The organism is Aquisalinus flavus (assembly GCF_014640095.1).
GTDB classification, from domain to species: Bacteria; Pseudomonadota; Alphaproteobacteria; order Caulobacterales; family Parvularculaceae; genus Aquisalinus; species Aquisalinus flavus.
Genome location: NZ_BMGH01000001.1, coordinates 1,129,326 through 1,145,975 on the forward strand (window position 1 = coordinate 1,129,326; position 16,650 = coordinate 1,145,975).

18 protein-coding genes and 3 tRNA genes are annotated in these 16,650 nt (G+C 59.6%); 11 read left to right on the forward strand and 10 right to left on the reverse strand.

Going from position 1 to position 16,650, the window contains the following annotated elements; translation table 11 throughout:
• Positions 1-132: 132 nt before the first annotated feature.
• Both rplM and rpsI read left to right on the forward strand, forming a co-directional pair.
• On the forward strand, positions 133-600 hold the full coding sequence (gene rplM / locus IEV88_RS05165; RefSeq protein ID WP_188160193.1) for a 50S ribosomal protein L13: 468 nt from the start codon (positions 133-135) through the stop codon (positions 598-600).
• Positions 601-612: 12 nt separating this feature from the next.
• Positions 613-1,104 (forward strand): 30S ribosomal protein S9, encoded by a 492-nt coding sequence (gene rpsI, locus IEV88_RS05170; protein WP_188160194.1) that lies wholly within the window; start codon positions 613-615, stop codon positions 1,102-1,104.
• Between the two features lie 137 nt (positions 1,105-1,241).
• Here rpsI and IEV88_RS15220 read toward each other — a convergent pair whose 3' ends face one another.
• Both IEV88_RS15220 and IEV88_RS05180 read right to left on the reverse strand, forming a co-directional pair.
• A complete protein-coding gene (locus IEV88_RS15220; RefSeq protein WP_206711353.1) occupies positions 1,242-1,430 on the reverse strand; it encodes a hypothetical protein in 189 nt (62 codons plus the stop codon).
• Positions 1,431-1,527: 97 nt separating this feature from the next.
• Positions 1,528-3,558, reverse strand: coding sequence for a PHA/PHB synthase family protein (locus IEV88_RS05180; RefSeq protein ID WP_188160196.1), 2,031 nt, complete (start codon positions 3,556-3,558; stop codon positions 1,528-1,530).
• 79 nt (positions 3,559-3,637) lie between these two features.
• Here IEV88_RS05180 and IEV88_RS05185 point away from each other — a divergent pair, with 79 nt between their 5' ends.
• From IEV88_RS05185 to IEV88_RS05220, 8 genes are all read left to right on the forward strand, one after another.
• Positions 3,638-4,102, forward strand: a complete 465-nt coding sequence (locus IEV88_RS05185; protein ID WP_188160197.1) for a hypothetical protein — start codon at positions 3,638-3,640, stop codon at positions 4,100-4,102.
• A gap of 42 nt (positions 4,103-4,144) precedes the next feature.
• Positions 4,145-5,329: an LL-diaminopimelate aminotransferase gene (locus IEV88_RS05190; protein WP_188160198.1), complete on the forward strand. Its 1,185-nt coding sequence runs from the start codon at positions 4,145-4,147 to the stop codon at positions 5,327-5,329.
• A gap of 46 nt (positions 5,330-5,375) precedes the next feature.
• Positions 5,376-6,683 carry a homoserine dehydrogenase gene (locus IEV88_RS05195; RefSeq protein WP_188160199.1) on the forward strand — a complete coding sequence of 436 codons (1,308 nt, stop codon included), beginning with the start codon at positions 5,376-5,378 and terminating at the stop codon, positions 6,681-6,683.
• 17 nt (positions 6,684-6,700) lie between these two features.
• Positions 6,701-7,666 carry a class II fructose-bisphosphatase gene (glpX, locus tag IEV88_RS05200; protein ID WP_188160200.1) on the forward strand — a complete coding sequence of 322 codons (966 nt, stop codon included), beginning with the start codon at positions 6,701-6,703 and terminating at the stop codon, positions 7,664-7,666.
• 51 nt (positions 7,667-7,717) lie between these two features.
• Positions 7,718-9,538 (forward strand): single-stranded-DNA-specific exonuclease RecJ, encoded by a 1,821-nt coding sequence (gene recJ / locus IEV88_RS05205; protein WP_188160201.1) that lies wholly within the window; start codon positions 7,718-7,720, stop codon positions 9,536-9,538.
• 99 nt (positions 9,539-9,637) lie between these two features.
• Positions 9,638-9,712 (forward strand) — tRNA-Glu (locus tag IEV88_RS05210).
• Between the two features lie 134 nt (positions 9,713-9,846).
• Positions 9,847-10,287, forward strand: coding sequence for a YbjN domain-containing protein (locus IEV88_RS05215; protein WP_188160202.1), 441 nt, complete (start codon positions 9,847-9,849; stop codon positions 10,285-10,287).
• Between the two features lie 152 nt (positions 10,288-10,439).
• Positions 10,440-10,982: a cold-shock protein gene (locus IEV88_RS05220; protein WP_229731409.1), complete on the forward strand. Its 543-nt coding sequence runs from the start codon at positions 10,440-10,442 to the stop codon at positions 10,980-10,982.
• A 3-nt stretch (positions 10,983-10,985) separates the two neighbouring features.
• Here IEV88_RS05220 and IEV88_RS05225 read toward each other — a convergent pair whose 3' ends face one another.
• From IEV88_RS05225 to IEV88_RS05240, 4 genes are all read right to left on the reverse strand, one after another.
• The gene (locus IEV88_RS05225; protein ID WP_188160203.1) at positions 10,986-11,795 is read right to left on the reverse strand and encodes a hypothetical protein; all 810 of its coding nucleotides are present in this window, start codon (positions 11,793-11,795) and stop codon (positions 10,986-10,988) included.
• A 289-nt stretch (positions 11,796-12,084) separates the two neighbouring features.
• Positions 12,085-12,161 (reverse strand) — tRNA-Arg (locus tag IEV88_RS05230).
• Positions 12,162-12,226: 65 nt separating this feature from the next.
• Positions 12,227-12,535, reverse strand: a complete 309-nt coding sequence (locus IEV88_RS05235; protein WP_188160204.1) for an ETC complex I subunit — start codon at positions 12,533-12,535, stop codon at positions 12,227-12,229.
• 43 nt (positions 12,536-12,578) lie between these two features.
• Positions 12,579-12,655 (reverse strand) — tRNA-Pro (locus IEV88_RS05240).
• A gap of 276 nt (positions 12,656-12,931) precedes the next feature.
• Between IEV88_RS05240 and IEV88_RS05245 the strand changes: the two genes are divergently transcribed.
• Positions 12,932-13,540 (forward strand): hypothetical protein, encoded by a 609-nt coding sequence (locus tag IEV88_RS05245; RefSeq protein ID WP_188160205.1) that lies wholly within the window; start codon positions 12,932-12,934, stop codon positions 13,538-13,540.
• Here the strand turns inward: IEV88_RS05245 and IEV88_RS05250 are convergent.
• The 4 genes from IEV88_RS05250 to IEV88_RS05265 are packed head-to-tail and all read right to left on the reverse strand — an operon-like array spanning position 13,537 to position 16,622.
• Positions 13,537-13,866: a PEGA domain-containing protein gene (locus IEV88_RS05250; RefSeq protein WP_188160206.1), complete on the reverse strand. Its 330-nt coding sequence runs from the start codon at positions 13,864-13,866 to the stop codon at positions 13,537-13,539. The two genes, IEV88_RS05245 and IEV88_RS05250, sit on opposite strands and share 4 nt — an antisense overlap.
• 15 nt (positions 13,867-13,881) lie before the next feature.
• A complete protein-coding gene (metC, locus tag IEV88_RS05255; protein WP_188160207.1) occupies positions 13,882-15,069 on the reverse strand; it encodes a cystathionine beta-lyase in 1,188 nt (395 codons plus the stop codon).
• A gap of 1 nt (position 15,070) precedes the next feature.
• Positions 15,071-15,619, reverse strand: a complete 549-nt coding sequence (locus tag IEV88_RS05260; RefSeq protein WP_188160208.1) for a GNAT family N-acetyltransferase — start codon at positions 15,617-15,619, stop codon at positions 15,071-15,073.
• A gap of 1 nt (position 15,620) precedes the next feature.
• Complete coding sequence (locus IEV88_RS05265; RefSeq protein WP_188160209.1) at positions 15,621-16,622, reverse strand: cysteine synthase A; 1,002 nt, start codon at positions 16,620-16,622, stop codon at positions 15,621-15,623.
• Between the last annotated feature and the right edge of the window lie 28 nt (positions 16,623-16,650).

Below are 16,650 nucleotides of genomic sequence, written 5' to 3' on the forward strand. Positions count from 1 at the left end.
TGGGGAATTTATGTGGTATCTATTTACCGCACATAAAAGAGGTTGTTTTTCCTGCTTTTTTCACAAAGACATTGACTTGAACGGCTACATCTATAAAAGCCGCTTCTCCGAACTTCAAACAGGATACACATCATGAAAACCTATAACGCCAAGATGGCGGAAGTAGAAAAGAAATGGGTCGTGATCGACGCCGAGGGTCTCGTCGTCGGCCGTCTCGCTTCCCTGGTGGCGATGCGCCTGCGTGGCAAGCACCTGCCGATCTACACGCCGAATGTCGATTGCGGTGACTATGTCATCATCGTCAACGCCGATAAAGTCGTCTTCACCGGCAAGAAACGCACCGACAAGAAGTATTTCTGGCACACCGGCTATCCGGGCGGCATCAAGGAACGCACCGCGGACAAGATCCTCGACGGCCGTTTCCCAGAGCGCGTGATCAAGAAGGCCGTCGAGCGCATGCTGCCGAAGGAAAGCCCGCTGGCGCGCCAGCAACTTGGCAACCTCAAGGTCTATGCCGGCCCGAACCATCCGCATGAAGCCCAGCAGCCTGAACCGCTGGATATTGCATCCATGAACGAAAAGAACACGCTGCGCGGCTAAAGGAACATCACGATGAGCGAAACGAACACTCTTGAAGACCTGAAAGACGTCGCCGCTGCCGCTGGCATGACCGACGCTCCGCAGGAAAACACTGTCGCCGAGCCGAAGATCGACGAGCATGGCCGCGCCTATGCCACCGGCAAGCGCAAGACGGCAGTCGCCCGCGTCTGGATCAAGCCGGGCAATGGCAAGATCATCGTCAACCACAAGGATCACACCGAATATTTCGGTCGTCCGGTTCTGCAGATGATCATCAAACAGCCGCTGGTCGCCGCCGAGCGCAATGACCAGTTCGACATCTACTGCACCGTAAAAGGCTCGGGCCCGTCCGGTCAGGCCGGTGCCGTGCGTCACGGCATCTCCCGCGCGCTGACCTATTACGAGCCGGGCCTGCGCGGCGTCCTGAAAAAGGGCGGGTTCCTGACCCGCGACTCACGCGCCGTCGAACGGAAGAAATACGGCAAGGCAAAAGCCCGCCGTTCGTTCCAGTTCTCCAAACGCTAGACCCCGACGAAACACCAAAAACCCCGCCTTCGAGCGGGGTTTTTTATTGCCCTGACCATGAAGAAAGCCCCGCTTGTCAGCGGGGCTTTTGTTCGTTGCCTGATGGGTTTCTGGGGTGGGCAGGCAACAAATGGGAATTATTCAGCCGTCCTTGTACGGATCATCGCCGTGTATCTGGTCGCGCCGTCCGGCGAGAAGCCCGAAGAAGAGGAACTGCCGGCATTGCGCAACTGCCTGAAGATGTTTTCGGCAATTGCCCGGCGTCGCTGCGGTGACGCGGCGAGTTTCTCGTAAAGCTCTCTCGTAGCAGATTTATTCGCTGACATGGCACCCTCCCAATTAAGAAGATTTCGACCATGATCAGTAAGCGACGATTCGAGATGGTTAACAATTCCTTAACGGATTGCCCCTGACGGTTCGGCGTTAAACCGTGGTCACCTTGACATAGGAGCCGGGCGCATCCTCGATGACCTTCAGCTTGCCATCGCCGGGCACACGGGCTGGGACGGTGCCTCGGCTGACCTCGTTCAGCCATTCCATCCAGTAGGGCCACCAGGAGTAATCGTGCCGTGTCGCGCCTTCGACCCAGTCTTCCATCGTTTCCGGCAGCGCATCATTGGTGGAATAGTGATATTTCCGCCGGTCCGGATGGTTCACGACGCCGGCAATATGGCCGGAACCGGCGAGCATGAACCGGGTCGGACCGCCATAGAGCCGGGCCGACCGATAGATCGAGCGGGGCGGGGCGATATGGTCCTTCTCGCCGGCCTGCATGAAGACCGGGATCTTCACCCGGCCCAGGTCGAGGCGGACATTGTCGAGCACCAGCTCGCCCTGCGACAGGCGGTTGCTCTGATAGAATTCGCGCAGATAGAACAGGTAGACCTCTTTCGACATGCCGGTAGAATCGGAATTCCAGTAGAGCAGGTCGAACTGTTTGGGCTCTTTGCCCTTCAGGTAATTGTCGATGTATACGGACCAGATAAGGTCGACCGGACGCAACATGTTGAAGGTCTTGCTCATGGCAGAGGCTTCCATCACGCCGCCGGCCGCGTCGATCTGCTTTTCGAGATTGGCGATTTGCTGGTCGTCAATGAACAGCAGCAATTCACCGGCTTCCCGGAAGTCCATCTGCGCGGTGAAGAATGTGGCAGACTGGATGCGCTCGTCTTTCTTGGCCGCCATGTAGGCGAGAGTACAGCCAAGCAGCGTCCCGCCGATGCAATAACCGATCGTGTCGACCTGGTTTTCACCGGTGGCCTTCTCGATCGCCTCCAGCGCGTCGAAAATCCCTTCATGCATGTAATCGGCGAAACTCTTGTGGGCGAGATCCGACCCCGGATTGACCCACGAAACGACGAAGACGGTCCGGCCCTGAGCGACCAGCCATCGGATCAGCGATGTATCCGGCTGCAGATCTAGAATATAGAACTTGTTGATCCACGGCGGAATGATCAGCATCGGCCGTGTCGCGACGTCATCCGTCGTCGGGGCATACTGGATCAACTGCATCAGGTCGTTCTGATAGACGACCTTGCCCGGCGTCATCGCCAGGTTCTCGCCGACCTTGAAATAGTTCATGTCAGCCTGTTTCATCAGCAGTTCGCCATGGCCGCGCTCCATGTCGTCGATGAAATTGCGGAAACCGCGCAGGAAGTTTTCCCCCCGCGTCTTCATCGCTTCCTCGATCACTTCCGGATTGGTCGTGGCGAAATTGGTCGGCGCCATCGCGGCGAGGAACTGCTCCATATAAAAGCTCGCCTTGCGCCGGGTGTGCTCATCGACACCCTCTGCCTTGTTGACGAGTTCCCGCGCCCATTTGCACTGGATCAGATAGGACTGTTTCAGATAATCGAGGGTCTGGTTTTCTGTCCATGCCGGATGGGCGAAACGCCTGTCGCCTGCATGGGGCTCGGCAACCGGGTCGACGTCGTTGCCGGTCGCTTTCTTGACCATGGATTCGGCAAGGCGTGCGGTGTCTTCCCACATGCCGAACTGCATGCGCATGACGTTGTAGGGGTCGGAAAACACATTGGTGAACACATCCGCCATCGTGTCCTGCATATTCAGCGGATCGCTCGGCGCCTGTACCTTGTTTCGGCCTTTCGCGGCGTGCTGATCGACCATGCCGGAGAGGATGCCCTGACCCTTTTCCTGCAGTTCCGCGACATAGGTCGCCATCGTCTCATAGTCACTGAACAGATGGTTCGCTGAGTGGCCACCAGGTGCCGCCTTTGCAATCTGCTCGGGCGCCGGCTTGGCGGAAGCACCGGCATCCTTGCGCCTGTCACTCGCAGACTGAGTCGCTTTCGGCTTGCTGGAGCCTGCCTTCTTGCGTCCGGGAGAGGCCTTGGCGGGTTTTTCGGCGGACCTGGCTGGCCGACCGGAAGATGATTTCTTCTTTTTCGACGGTTTTTTGGCCGTTTCGGTCTCTTCGCCGGGGTTTTTTTTCATTCTGTCGGTCATGAGAACTTATTTTTGTCTATGTCTTGGTGTAAGCAGGGAGAACCAGATAAACCGGATTCTCGATGATATGCTTGCCAGATCCAGCCTTTATGTAGCCGCCCTCGCTCTTCTTGCCAGCTCTTGTAGCAGCATACCGGCCCTTGGCGAAAGACAAGGCGCCTATGAAAGCGAGAACGAGGCTTTTGCCGAGGTCGAGCAGCGTGAGGACCTTGCCTTTCCCGTGCTGTCGCAACGGCCGAACGAGCGTCCGGTACCGGAGACCCCTGCTGTCGTAGAGGCCCAGTTTACCTCCCTGATGCGCGACCATGACCTGCTCGCCGAACAGATTACCCTGGATATTGCCCGGGCCAAAGCCGAGCGCCAGCAAACGGTTGTCGTGACAAATCTCAACGGTAAACAGGTGGAGCTTCCCCTCGAGGAGGCCATCGTGCGGCTGGAGGCCGCAAAGCAGGCCGACCAGGCAGCGGCGAAACGGCAGACGAGCCAGCCGCTGCCCAAGCTGGGCGGCAAGCCACCCAAGAGCGACCGCTAGACCGGCGCCTTTAGCAGACATCTTTCACAGCACGTGATTCACATGACAGAAGAGTTTTATCGTATTCAACGCTTGCCTCCGTATGTTTTCGAGGAGGTTAACCGGCTGAAGGCCCAGTTGCGCGGGCAGGGGCGTGACGTCATCGATTTCGGCATGGGCAACCCGGACATGCCGACGCCGCAGCACATTACCGACAAGCTGATCGAGACAGTGCGCAAGCCCAAGACCAACCGGTATTCGGCTTCCAAGGGCATCAATGGCCTGCGCAAGTCGATCGCGCGCTATTACGAGCGCCGGTTCCGGGTGAAGTTGAACCCTGACACGCAGGTGGTCGCGACGCTCGGCTCGAAGGAGGGCTTTGCCAACCTTGCCCAGGCAATCACCGGGCCCGGCGATGTCATCCTTGCGCCGAACCCGGCCTATCCGATCCATGCCTATGGCTTCATCATTGCTGGCGGCCTGATCCAGGCGATCAATGCGCCTGACCCGGAAACCTATCTGTCCGGTGTCGCCCATGCCCTGGAGAACGTGCTGCCAAAACCAAAAGCGGTAGTGATCAACTATCCGTCGAACCCGACGGCGCAGATGGTCAATCTCGACTTCTACAAGGATGCCGTCGCGCTTGCCCGCAAGCATGACACGCTGATCCTGTCGGACCTTGCCTATTCGGAAATCTATTTCGACGAGCCTGCAGTGTCGTTGCTGGAAGTGCCGGGCGCGCTCGATATCGCTGTCGAGGTCAACTCACTGTCCAAGACCTATTCAATGGCCGGCTGGCGCGTGGGTATGGCAGTTGGTAATGAGCGGATGATCAAGGCGCTGGCCCGGGTCAAGTCCTACCTCGATTACGGCGCCTATACGCCGATCCAGGTCGCGGCTGCGGCGGCTCTCGATGGACCGCAGGACTGTGTCGATGATATCCGCGCGATCTACAAGTCGCGCCGCGACACGCTGGTCAAGAGCTTTGCCAATGCAGGATGGGATATCCCCGTACCCCCGGCGTCCATGTTCGCGTGGGCACCCCTGCCGGCGAAATATGCCGATATGGGGTCGCTCGCCTTTTCCAAGATGCTCATGGAAGAGGCCGATGTCGCGGTCGCGCCGGGTGTCGGCTTCGGCGAAGCGGGCGAAGGCTTCGTGCGCATCGGTCTGGTCGAGAATGAACAGCGCATCCGCCAGGCGGCAAGAAATATCAAACAGCTTCTAGCCAGACGCTCTGCCGCCTGATAAGGCCTTCCCTTTAACAGGAATGTCTAAAGGTAAGGGTTTTTCGATGACAAAGTTGCGCGTTGGCGTTGCTGGCCTCGGCGTCGTGGGCGGTGGCCTGCTGTCCATCCTGATGCAGAAGAGCGAGCGTTTCGACCGTGCCGGCATTGAGGTGGAGATCGCCGGTATCAGCGCCCGCAACCGCCATCGCGACCGCGGTGTGCCCCTTGAGGGCATCAAATGGTATGACGATCCCGTCGAACTCGCGCGCTCCGATATCGACATCTTCATTGAGCTCGTCGGCGGCGCCGATGGCACTGCCCGTGCCGCCGTCGAGGCGGCGCTGTCTGCCGGCAAGCACGTCATTACCGCCAACAAGGCGCTGATCGCCGAGCACGGCCTTCACCTGGCCCGGCTCGCCGAGCAGAAGGGCGTGTCCCTGTTCTATGAGGCCGCTGTGGCTGCCGGCATCCCCGCGATCCATGCCCTGCGCGGCGGCGCGGCGGCGAGCTCGATCCATCGCATCGTCGGCATCCTCAACGGCACCTGCAATTACATGCTGACCCAGATGGCCGAAACCGGCGCGACCTATGAGGCGGCGCTTCAGGAAGCCCAGCGGCTCGGGTATGCCGAGGCCGATCCGACCTTCGATGTCGGCGGTTTCGACGCCGCCCACAAGCTGTGCATCCTCGCGATCATCGGCTTCGATGCCGCCGTAGATTTCAAGACGATCTCCATTTCGGGTATTCAAAAAATCACTGCCGAAGATATCGCCGCCGCCAGGCAGCTCAACTATCGCATCAGACTGCTTGGCATTGCGACGCGTTCGGAAAGCGGACTCGAACTCAGCGTGCACCCGGCGCTGGTCGACGAGGAAGACCCTATCGCCCGCGCCGCGGGGCCGGATAACGTGCTTGTCTTCGAAGGTGATCCTATAGGCCGCATACAGATTTCAGGGCCGGGCGCCGGTGCCGGACCGACAGCGGCTGCCGTCGCCGCTGATATCGTTACCATTGCCCGTGGCGGCGGCGGTCCGGTGTTTAATGCGCCGGCAGACCGACTGCGCGACCTGAAGGTGATCGACCCGGAGCGCCAGACGGGCAGGTTCTATCTGCGCATCACGCTGAAAGACGTACCCGGTGCCATCGCCGCGATCACCGATACGCTGGCGAGGAACGATATCTCAATCGACAGCCTGCTGCAGCCATCTGTCGAAGCAGCGCTGAAGAAGCACCAGCCCGCAGACAGCGCTACGCTCGTTCTGACGACTCATTCCACGTCAGCGTCGAAAATGTACAGCGTTGCCCGCGAAATCAGTGAAAAATCATTTGTATCCGGAGTGCCATCCGTTATTCGTATTGAGGACTTTCAATAGAATGACGGAGAAATCGCATGGCGGATGAAGCAGGATATCTTGATCGTATCCTGACGATCGAACTTGGCCGGTGTACCGAAGCGGCGGCAATCGCTGCCTCGACCATGATCGGGCGCGGCGACAAGGAAGGGGCCGACCAGGCCGCTGTTACAGCCCTTCGCAATGCGTTGAACCAGCTCGCCATCGATGGCACCGTTGTCATCGGCGAAGGCGAACGGGATGAAGCGCCGATGCTGTTTATCGGCGAAAAGGTCGGGCGCGGCGGACCCAAGGTCGATATTGCGCTCGATCCGCTGGAAGGCACGACGCTGACGGCCAAGGCGATGGCGAACTCCCTCGCTGTCGTTGCCATGGCGCAGGGCGGCACGCTGCTGCATTCACCGGACGTCTACATGCAGAAGATCGCCTGTGGCCCAGGCTATCCCCAGGGCGTGATCGATCTCGATGCCCCGACCGAGGACAACATCGCCGCACTCGCCAGAGCCAAGGGAGTCGATCCGTCGGAAATCACGCTTTGCGTTCTCGACCGGCCGCGGCACGATCACATCATCGAGGCCGCCCGCAAGATGAATGCACGGGTCTTCCTGATTTCCGATGGCGACGTCGCCGGTATCTTTCACACCACCGAGCCGCGCACCGGCATCGATCTCTATGTCGGATCGGGTGGCGCACCGGAGGGCGTGCTGGCAGCGGCAGCCCTCAGATGCGTAGGCGGTCAGATGCAGGGGCGGCTTCTGTTCCGCAATGACGATGAGCGCGCCCGGGCGGAGCGGGCCGGGATCACGGATCTCGAGCGCAAATACGACCTGATGGACCTTGCCTCCGGCGACGTCATGTTCGCCGCAACCGGCGTGACTGACGGAACGATGCTGAAAGGGGTACGCTGGGAGGGTCGGCGCGTTCATACCTCAACGCTCGTCATGCGCTCCAAGACCGGCACGGTGCGCTATATCGATGCGACATCCCAGCGGCCAGATCGCTGATGTTCAAAACAAGCCGGTGACGGCGGTGCGAATCGCCGTCAGGATTGCGGTATGAGCCTGACGGCACCCATCCCTCCATCACCACCGGCTCTCGTGGAACGCTCGGTCTGCGGGAAACGCTGGGTGATGCGCGAAATATCAGAGCGCGACGTGCTGACCATGGTCCAGCAGCTCGGCATCGACCGGACGCTGGCCGAAACCCTGTCTGCGCGCGGTATTGTGCCGGAGGAGGCATCCGCTTTCCTCAACCCCTCCCTGCGCGACTGCATGCCGGACCCGTCCTGCATGGCCGATATGGACAAGGCAGTCGCCCGCATCGTCACTGCCATCAAGTCTGGCGAGACGATCGGCATCTTCGGGGATTACGATGTCGACGGCACGACCTCGGCGGCACTGCTGGTGCGTTATTTCACGGCGCTCGGGATCGACCATTTCGTCCATATCCCGGACCGGCTGACGGAAGGCTATGGGCCGAGTGCCCAGGCCTTTGCGGGCTTGAGAGAGAAGGGTGCTAGCCTGTGCATCACCGTCGATTGCGGCGCCATGGCCCATGACATCATCGAGCAGGCTCAGCTTGACGGCCTCGATATCGTCGTGACCGACCACCACCAGATGACCCTGCCGGCCCCGCCAGCAGCTGCAACGGTCAATCCGAACCGTCCCGACGATATCTCGGGGCTCGGCAATCTTTCGGCAGCAGGCGTGGTCTTCATGGTGCTCGTCGCGCTCAACCGCGCCCTGCGCCGGGACGGATATTTCACTGACCGTTCTGAACCCAAGCTCCTGGAATGGCTCGATCTCGTCTCCCTCGGCCTGATGTGCGATGTGATGCCGCTGACCGGCCTGACCCGCGTGCTGGTTGCCCAGGGGTTGAAGGTCATGGGCACCTTCGGCGAGGGGGTGACGGCGCCTGCGGCCTATCCCGGGCTGTTCCATCTGGCGAGCGCGGCGGGTGCCAGTGGCGCCGCCAGCGCCTATCATCTGGGTTTTGTTCTGGGACCCCGCATCAATGCCGCCGGGCGTATCGGACATGCCCGTGAAGCGTTGTCGATGATGACGCTGAATGATCCAGCAAAAACAGTACAGTTGGCCGAAAGACTTCATGGATTGAACGCAGTCCGCCAGGACATCGAGAGCAGCGTTCTCGAAGAGGCGATCAACCAGGTCGAGGTACAGCGATTGAACGACAGGCCGAACCTCGTCGTGACCGCCGGCGATGGCTGGCACCCGGGCGTCATCGGTATCGTCGCCGGGCGCCTGAAGGAGCGCTATGACTGCCCGGCCATCACCATCGGCTTTGATGGCGATACCGGGAAGGGCTCCGGCCGGTCGCTGCCGGGCGTTGATCTTGGCAGCGCCATCGCTGCGGCCTATCGCGAAGGGCTGCTGCTCGGGGGCGGCGGGCACGCCATGGCCGCGGGCCTGACCATCGAGAAGGACAAGCTCGGCGCGTTCACGGCCTTCCTGAAAGAGCGCCTTGCCGATGACATTGCACAATCGCGTGCCCGCGCTGCCGTGAAGATCGATTCGATCGCCAGTCTGGCCGTCGTGCGCAAGACCTTCGCCGATTCGCTGGCCGGCGCCGGCCCTTTCGGCACCGGCAATCCCGAGCCGCGCTTCGTCTTCGAGCGGGTGAGGGTGCGATATGGCGACATCAAAGGTGGCAAGCACATCGCCTGTACGCTGGCCGATTCCATGGGCCGTACGGCCCGGGCCATCGCCTTTCGCTGTGTCGATGAGCCCATGGGCGACGTGCTGCTGAATGCCGGGAATCGGATCATCAGCATTGCCGGAAAAATCCGCGAAGATGCATGGCGCGGCGGCGATGCAGCGCAGATTCATATCGAAGATATCGCGCTGGCGGAGACCTGAAATTTTCGCGAAAAAAGTGCACCTGAAGGCAAATCAGGTCTTGCGAATTTCCGCGTGCTTTCATATACACACGCTCTCGCCGCAAGGCGCTGATAGTGCGGTCCCTTCGTCTATCGGTTAGGACGCCAGGTTTTCAACCTGGAAAGAGGGGTTCGATTCCCCTAGGGACTGCCATTCCTCCTTCACTTTCCCTTTGCCAGAGGCCTGATCCGGGCTTGCGTCCTCCTTACAGTTTGATAAGGTTTCATTAACGCCTTGAATCCGTCGAGGGCACCGTCGGGCGTTTGCGTCAACGTGGAGAGGATCTCATGAAGAAACTGGCTGGTATCGCGCTTTCCATCGGGCTGTTCTTCGCAGCGCCTTTTGCCCACGCCATCACACCATCCGAGATCAGTGACGTTCTGGAAGCACAGGGTTATCCGGTCCATTCGATCAGCGAGTCGATGCTGGCCGTGAATTATCAGGGGATGACCGTCCTCATCGCGATTAACGGCGCCGACGGAGACGTGTCGTACCTGACCTATCTTCAAAACGGGTCTGACAATGTCAGCGAGGAATTTCTCAACAACTATAATTACAGTGTGAAGTTCGGTCGCGCCTTCATCGATCGCGACGGCGATGTCGTTATCCAGATGGACCGCAACGCGTCGGGTGGGGTATCGCTTGGTAATGTTACGTCTGATTTTGATGTCTTCATTTCTCTGGTCGAGAAATTCCTGAATGATGTCAGCAATCAAGTGACTGTATAACATACACTTGTACAAGTATCGGCGTATTCTGCAACTTCAGCGAGAAGTCTCCTTATTTTCCTGCTTTATCGGCTAAAAAGCATTGTCATGAAGATGACATGCTTTACGAATGCGATTATGCTCTGCAGCAGGGAATGAGAGACGAGAGACATATGATGAATCAGGATCTGGGAGCCGACGAGACGGACGCAGACGCTGACGAGGAGTCCTTCCAAATCACCGGTATCGTCAAATGGTTCGATACGGTGAAGGGCTATGGCTTCATCATGTCCGATCAGTCAGATGGCGACATCCTTCTTCATTCTTCCTGTCTCAAGCAAACAGGCCGCAGCGCCGCGCCTGAGGGGTCGACGGTGATCTGCGAGGCAGTCCGTCGGCCGAAGGGACTGCAGGCATTGCGTGTCATCAAGATTGATGAAAGCACAGCCGCACCGGTCCTGCCGTCCGAGGAGTACGCCCTGCCTGTAGAGCCAGCAGGTCAGTTGAAGACGGCCGAAGTGAAATGGTTCAACAGGGCAAAAGGGTATGGTTTCCTGACGCAGGGACCGGGCACTGAGGATATCTTCGTTCATATGGAAACGCTGCGCCGGTCAAACCTGTCGGAGCTTCAGCCGGGACAGCGCGTGCTGGTTTCCTACGGCAAGGGACCGAAAGGCCTGCTCGCAGCAGAAGTCAGGCTCGATAGCGGCAACTGACGTCTATTCCTCGATCCGTGCCAGATAGTCAGGGCTCGGGCACTGGATCATCCGTGTCCGGCTTCCCCGCGTGCTGACGCTACAGCGCTCGACGAACGCAAGCAGGCGATAGGACGGGCAGGCGATCGGCGCGTTGGCATCCTGATCGTTGCGAACATAACACCCCGTCTCGATCAGGGTCAGATCGTCCGTATTGCACATGAAGCGGCCATAGGTGCCAGCGCCTGCAACCACGGTGCAGCTCTTCCGGATATCGCCAATGGTAACAGTGCGCCCGGCGGGCAGGGTGATCTCGATGCCATCAATTGCGGCTTCGATTTCACCCGCGCGATCCTGCGCCTGTCGCTCTGCATCGGATAGCCGGATACATTGCCCGTCTTTCTGCACATAGCCTTGCATGCAGGTCCAGTCATCCCCTTTATTCGTATACGTTGCGTTTTCCGGGATGACAAAGCCGCGGCAGCGACCATCCTCGAAACGCAAGCCGCGTGTACAGTCCGTCTCGCTGCCGCCGGCGGCAGACAAGCCTGACGGCGCGCATCGACCGCCAGCCCGCTGATAGCCATCAAGGCAATGCCAGTCGGTGCCGCCCCAGGTGAGTTCTGCATTGGCCGGAACGATGACCTGGGCGCAGACCTCGCCATTCCGCTCGAACCCTTTCAGACAATACCAGCTATTGCCCTGCAGACGCAGGTCTGCATTGGCCGGCACTGCAATCTCGCTGCATTCATAGCCGTCTCTCTGATAACCGCTCTCGCAGCGCCAGCCACGCCCGTCGATCGACAGGGATGCATTGACCGGGACATCGATCATTTCACAGCTATTGCCCTGACGGCGAAAACCCTGAGAACATTTCCACCCAACGCCATCGGCTCGGGGTTCAGCATTTTGCGGAAAATCGACGCGCTGGGCCAGCACCTGACCTTGCAGGGCCAGCGACATGCACAGAACGGCAGGAAGGATGTATCGCCACATGAACGCTAGTCTACGCTGATTTGCCCGGCACGAACATTGCGCCATGCAAGTACTTCCGTATGGGAGACAGTGGATCAGGAGCCAGATCCGGATCGGCGAGAAGTCGGTATTTCAAAGGGGGAGGGAGTGGTGACCCCGGCACGATTCGAACGTGCGACCATCTGATTAGAAGTCAGGCGCTCTATCCAGCTGAGCTACGGGGCCATTGAAAATCCTTATGGCGCATACCAGACATGCTTGGCCAGCGCGAAGGACGAAAAATCCGGGACTCAGTGGGTCCAGGGTTTGCGGCGGCGGGCGCTGAAATTGTCGGAATAGGCCTTGATGACCGGCTTGCCGCCATGCGACTCCGAAACCTTGTGCGGTATCCCATGTTCCGTCGCATAGGCAACGGCTGCTTCCTTGCTGTCGAATTTCAGCCGGACCTGATTGGATTTCATGTCATCGGACGATATCCAGCCCATCAGCGGATCGACCCGGCGCGCAGCGCTTTGCTCGAATTCCAGCACCCAGCTCCTGGTCTTGCCCTTGCCGGACTGCATGGCGGTCTTTGCCGGTTGATAGATGCGCGCGAACATAAAACCCTCTTTATCGTGCAGTGACCCGCCATATTGGTTTCGATGGTCGGGGCGGCAAGATTCGAACTTGCGACCCTCTGTTCCCAAAACAGATGCGCTACCAGGCTGCGCTACGCCCCGTCTCAACGAAATCAATATCTTGACTGCTCTTGCCCCGCCAGGGACGGCGAGCGCCAGAACGATCACTGCCTAAAGGGATTATCCCCGGATTTCAAGCAAAACAAAACGCGATCCGGCTTTGGTCGCCGGCCACTCGTCAATCGGCAGCCGAGAATCGAGATGAAATAAAATATCACCAGATGGTGCATTGCGGCATAATCTGTGGTTTTCTGTCAATTGGGAAGCAGGAATGACCGCGAGAGGGGGAAGCCTGCGAGGAATGGGGATTTTCTATCGATGCTTCTGGTTCGCATCGCCACAGCGTTTTTTCTGTCGCTCGTCAATCTTTTCACCACGCTGCTCGTCTGGTTGTTGCCGTTGGCGGCGCTACTGCTGGCCCAAACCTGGCTGCCACTGGAATTTCGCGATTGGCCGATCCTTCTGCAGGCCACGGGGCTGATCAAGGATCACCTCCCCGGGGCGGGCGAAGCAGGCATCACGCCGTTGGCTCTGGCGCTCTGGCTGGGATTGGGTGCCCTGTTCCTCAAGTACCAGCTGCACGCCGACAACCGCATCCTTGCGGCGAGCCGGGATCACGGCGCGGCCGTCGACGCGAATATGCGCAGCCTCCCGGACCTGTTCTTTCAGGCCGGCTTTCTGCTGGTGCTCGGCCCGCTGGTGATCCTGGTCAAAATCTTTCAACGGCCAACCTATGCCTATGTCTCACGGGCGAGCCATTACCGGGACAAGTTGATTTATACCGCTGGCCGGCAGCAAGATCTCGATCCGGGGGCGAGGATCGTTTTCGACAGCAAGTCCTATCTGCTGGCGCAGCTGCTCGAATTGCTGTGCTGGGGTGCCATCTTTTATCTGCTGTTGTTCGAAAACGGCGTCGTAAGCCTCTAGAGGTCGGGCAGCGCGCCTTCCTCGACGCTTGTCGTCGGTGCGACCAGTTCTAGCTCCACGACAAGTTCGCCGGGATTGTTGCCGTAAAGCGTGTAGGTGACCGGCTTGTAGCCCGCCTTGGCCACCGTCATCTTCATCTGGAAGGTCACGTTGACCGGGCAGGGCGTCTCGCAGGTTGTGCCGCCGGTAAAGGTCAGCGTTGCACCGCTGGGAACGGAATCGACCAACAGATAGGGATAGGTCTTTTCAGCCTTTTTGGCTGGCGCTGGCGTGCTGCACGACGACACAGCCAGACCGGCAAGCATCAGTCCTAACATTAACCGCATAAGGAACATCCCTTTCTATCCGGCGGCGGCAAATGCCGCGAACGCCCGTTCCAGATCGAGTATAAGGTCATCGGCGGATTCTAGGCCAGCGTGAATACGCATCAACGGGCCTCTCTCGGAACCCGGCGCAGGGCGCGGCAAAACCGTCCGGTATTTGTGTACCGGCACGGGGATGCAGAGGCTCTCGAACCCACCCCAGCTATAGCCCATGCCGAAATGTTCCAGCGCGTTGCAGAAGGCGGCGAGCTGCACCTCGGAACAGGGCGGCAACTCGAACCCGAACAGGCCTGTCGCGCCGGTGAAGTCACGCTGCCACAGCGCATGGTCCGGATGGCTTTCCAGCGCCGGGTGCATGACGCAGACGACCTCCTCCCGGGCCTCCAGCCAGTTGGCAAGAGCGATGCCGTTGGCCTCGTGTACCGGCAGCCTTGCCGACAATGTCCGAAGCCCGCGATGCGCAAGCCAGACATCATCGGCGGAGGCGTTCGAGCCGATCTGGCGCAGGCAATTGCCGATCTTTCGCTCCGCTGACGGATCGTTCACGGCGATCGTCCCGAGCAGGCAATCGGAGTGGCCGCCGATATATTTCGTCGCCGCCTGGATGCTGACGGTGGCACCATGAGCGAGCGGCTTGAAATAGACGCTGGCCGCCCAGGTGTTGTCGACAAGCAAGGGCACCCCGGCATTCGCCGCCGCCGCCGCAATGGCCGGAATGTCCTGAATCTCGAATGTCAGGGAGCCGGGGCTTTCGGCAAGGATCGCAGCGGTGTTGTCACGAACGAGGCCGGCGATGCCGCCGGCAATATGCGGGTCGTAATATTCCGTCTCGACCCGCATCCGTTTCAGGAAACGGTCGCAATATCCCCGTACCGGATCATAGGCGCTGTCGGTGACAAGGATATGGCTGCCGGGCTCAGCGAAGGCTAGCAGGCAAAGCGTTACAGCGGCGAGGCCGGATGGCGTGAGATAGACATGCGCGGCCCCCTCCAGGTCAGCAATCGACGCCTCGAAAGCCCTGTGCGTGCGCGTGCCGAAGCGGCCATAGAAAAACTCGCGCTCGGTCGCGGTAAAATCCTCATAGGTCGGAAACAATATGGTCGAGGCGCGCTCCGGCGGATAAGTCACCGGATGCGAAGGTCGCTGATGTGGCCTGCCGCTGGAGGCGAGCCTCGTTGCTTCAGTCTTTTTCTTGCCATCGCTCATCTCAGCCCCGCCACTCGATGACACCGCGCCCGATATCGTAGGGCGTGAAACCGAATTTCTGGTACAGGGGCAGGGCGGCGGGGTGATCGGCGGTACACGTCTCGATCAGCACTTCAGTCGGATCGAGCGACCAGGCAAGGTCGACGACATTGTGAAAGAACCAGCGGCCGATACCGAGCCGGTGAACCTCCGGCATCAGCCCGAGAAACTTGATCTCGACCTTGCCCTTTGGGTGCTCCGACGGGCGCGCGTCGATCTCGCTGAAGCCGCAGGGCACACCCTTGTAGTAGGGCACATAGATATAGACGTCCGGGTCATGAATGATCGACGCCAGCATGTCGTCCAACATATAGCGGCGGCTGACCCATTTGTGGGGCTCGCCCACACGGTTGAACAGGTACCGATAGAAATGAACCGGCGGCGCCTCGGCCCGCATCAATGCCGTGATACACGGTGGCCGCGGCGGTGCCTGACGGGCCGGACGCCGCTGCTGTTTCAGATAGGTGATCTGGACACTGAGTGTCTCGGTATTGGTGCTGATTGCGTCCACTTTATCTCGTCCAGGGCGGCGTCGGCAGGCCTTTCGACTTCAGATAGTCCGGATTGTATAGCGTGGATTGATAGCGGTTGCCATAGTCGCACAGCACGGTGACGATGGTGTGACCGGGGCCCATGTCCCTGGCGAGTTTCACCGCACCGGCAATATTGATGCCGGCAGACCCGCCAAGGCACATGCCTTCTTCCTCTATCAGGCGATAGAGGATGCCGAGCGCTTCCTCATCGCTTGCGCGATAGGCTTCGTCAATCTCGACGCCTTCGAGGTTTGCGGTGACGCGGCCCTGGCCGATTCCCTCGGTGATCGACCCGCCTTCGCTCTCCAGCTCGCCGTTTTTCACCCAGCTATAGAGCTTGGCACCGAACGGGTCGGTCAGGGCAATTTTCACGTCCTTTTTATGGGCCTTCAGTGCCTGGCTGACACCGCCAAGCGTGCCGCCGGACCCGACGGCACAGGTGAAACCGTCGACCTTGCCGTCCGTCTGTGCCCAGATTTCCTCGCCGGTAGTCTTCCGGTGGATTTCCCGATTGGCGACATTATCGAACTGGTTGGCCCAGATCGCCCCTTGCGGGTGGGTCTTTGCCGCGTCCTCTGCCAGCCTGCGGGAATAATGGACATAATTGTTCTGGTCGGCATAGGGCACGGCATCGACTTCGATCAACTCGCCGCCGAGAAGCCGCACGGCCTGTTTCTTCTCCTCGCTCTGGGTCCGCGGCATGACGATCCTGACCTTGTAGCCCAATGCTGCACCGACCATGCAAAGCCCGATGCCGGTATTGCCGGCCGTGCCCTCGACCACCATGCCGCCGGGCTTGAGCAAGCCCCTGGCTTCCGCGTCGCGGATGATGCCGAGTGCCGCGCGATCCTTCACTGACTGGCCGGGGTTGAGAAATTCCGCCTTGCCGAGAATGCTGCAGCCCGTCTCTTCAGAGGCACGTTTCAGCTTGATGAGCGGGGTGTTGCCGATGGCGCCGAGCACCGAGTCGAGAATTGTCATCTGTCTTACTCCTGTCCGCTGAAACTAG

Coding starts and splice junctions, on each gene's coding strand:
- rplM (WP_188160193.1), top strand. CDS start 133: ATGAAAACCTATAACGCCAAGATGGCGGAAGTAGAAAAGAAATGGGTC.
- glpX (WP_188160200.1), top strand. CDS start 6,701: ATGGCGGATGAAGCAGGATATCTTGATCGTATCCTGACGATCGAACTT.
- IEV88_RS05190 (WP_188160198.1), top strand. CDS start 4,145: ATGACAGAAGAGTTTTATCGTATTCAACGCTTGCCTCCGTATGTTTTC.
- recJ (WP_188160201.1), top strand. CDS start 7,718: ATGAGCCTGACGGCACCCATCCCTCCATCACCACCGGCTCTCGTGGAA.
- IEV88_RS05220 (WP_229731409.1), top strand. CDS start 10,440: ATGATGAATCAGGATCTGGGAGCCGACGAGACGGACGCAGACGCTGAC.
- IEV88_RS05265 (WP_188160209.1), bottom strand. CDS start 16,622: ATGACAATTCTCGACTCGGTGCTCGGCGCCATCGGCAACACCCCGCTC.
- IEV88_RS05245 (WP_188160205.1), top strand. CDS start 12,932: ATGCTTCTGGTTCGCATCGCCACAGCGTTTTTTCTGTCGCTCGTCAAT.
- IEV88_RS05180 (WP_188160196.1), bottom strand. CDS start 3,558: ATGAAAAAAAACCCCGGCGAAGAGACCGAAACGGCCAAAAAACCGTCG.
- metC (WP_188160207.1), bottom strand. CDS start 15,069: ATGAGCGATGGCAAGAAAAAGACTGAAGCAACGAGGCTCGCCTCCAGC.
- IEV88_RS05250 (WP_188160206.1), bottom strand. CDS start 13,866: ATGCGGTTAATGTTAGGACTGATGCTTGCCGGTCTGGCTGTGTCGTCG.
- IEV88_RS05215 (WP_188160202.1), top strand. CDS start 9,847: ATGAAGAAACTGGCTGGTATCGCGCTTTCCATCGGGCTGTTCTTCGCA.
- IEV88_RS05225 (WP_188160203.1), bottom strand. CDS start 11,795: ATGATCGATGTCCCGGTCAATGCATCCCTGTCGATCGACGGGCGTGGC.
- rpsI (WP_188160194.1), top strand. CDS start 613: ATGAGCGAAACGAACACTCTTGAAGACCTGAAAGACGTCGCCGCTGCC.
- IEV88_RS05195 (WP_188160199.1), top strand. CDS start 5,376: ATGACAAAGTTGCGCGTTGGCGTTGCTGGCCTCGGCGTCGTGGGCGGT.
- IEV88_RS15220 (WP_206711353.1), bottom strand. CDS start 1,430: ATGTCAGCGAATAAATCTGCTACGAGAGAGCTTTACGAGAAACTCGCC.
- IEV88_RS05235 (WP_188160204.1), bottom strand. CDS start 12,535: ATGTTCGCGCGCATCTATCAACCGGCAAAGACCGCCATGCAGTCCGGC.
- IEV88_RS05185 (WP_188160197.1), top strand. CDS start 3,638: ATGCTTGCCAGATCCAGCCTTTATGTAGCCGCCCTCGCTCTTCTTGCC.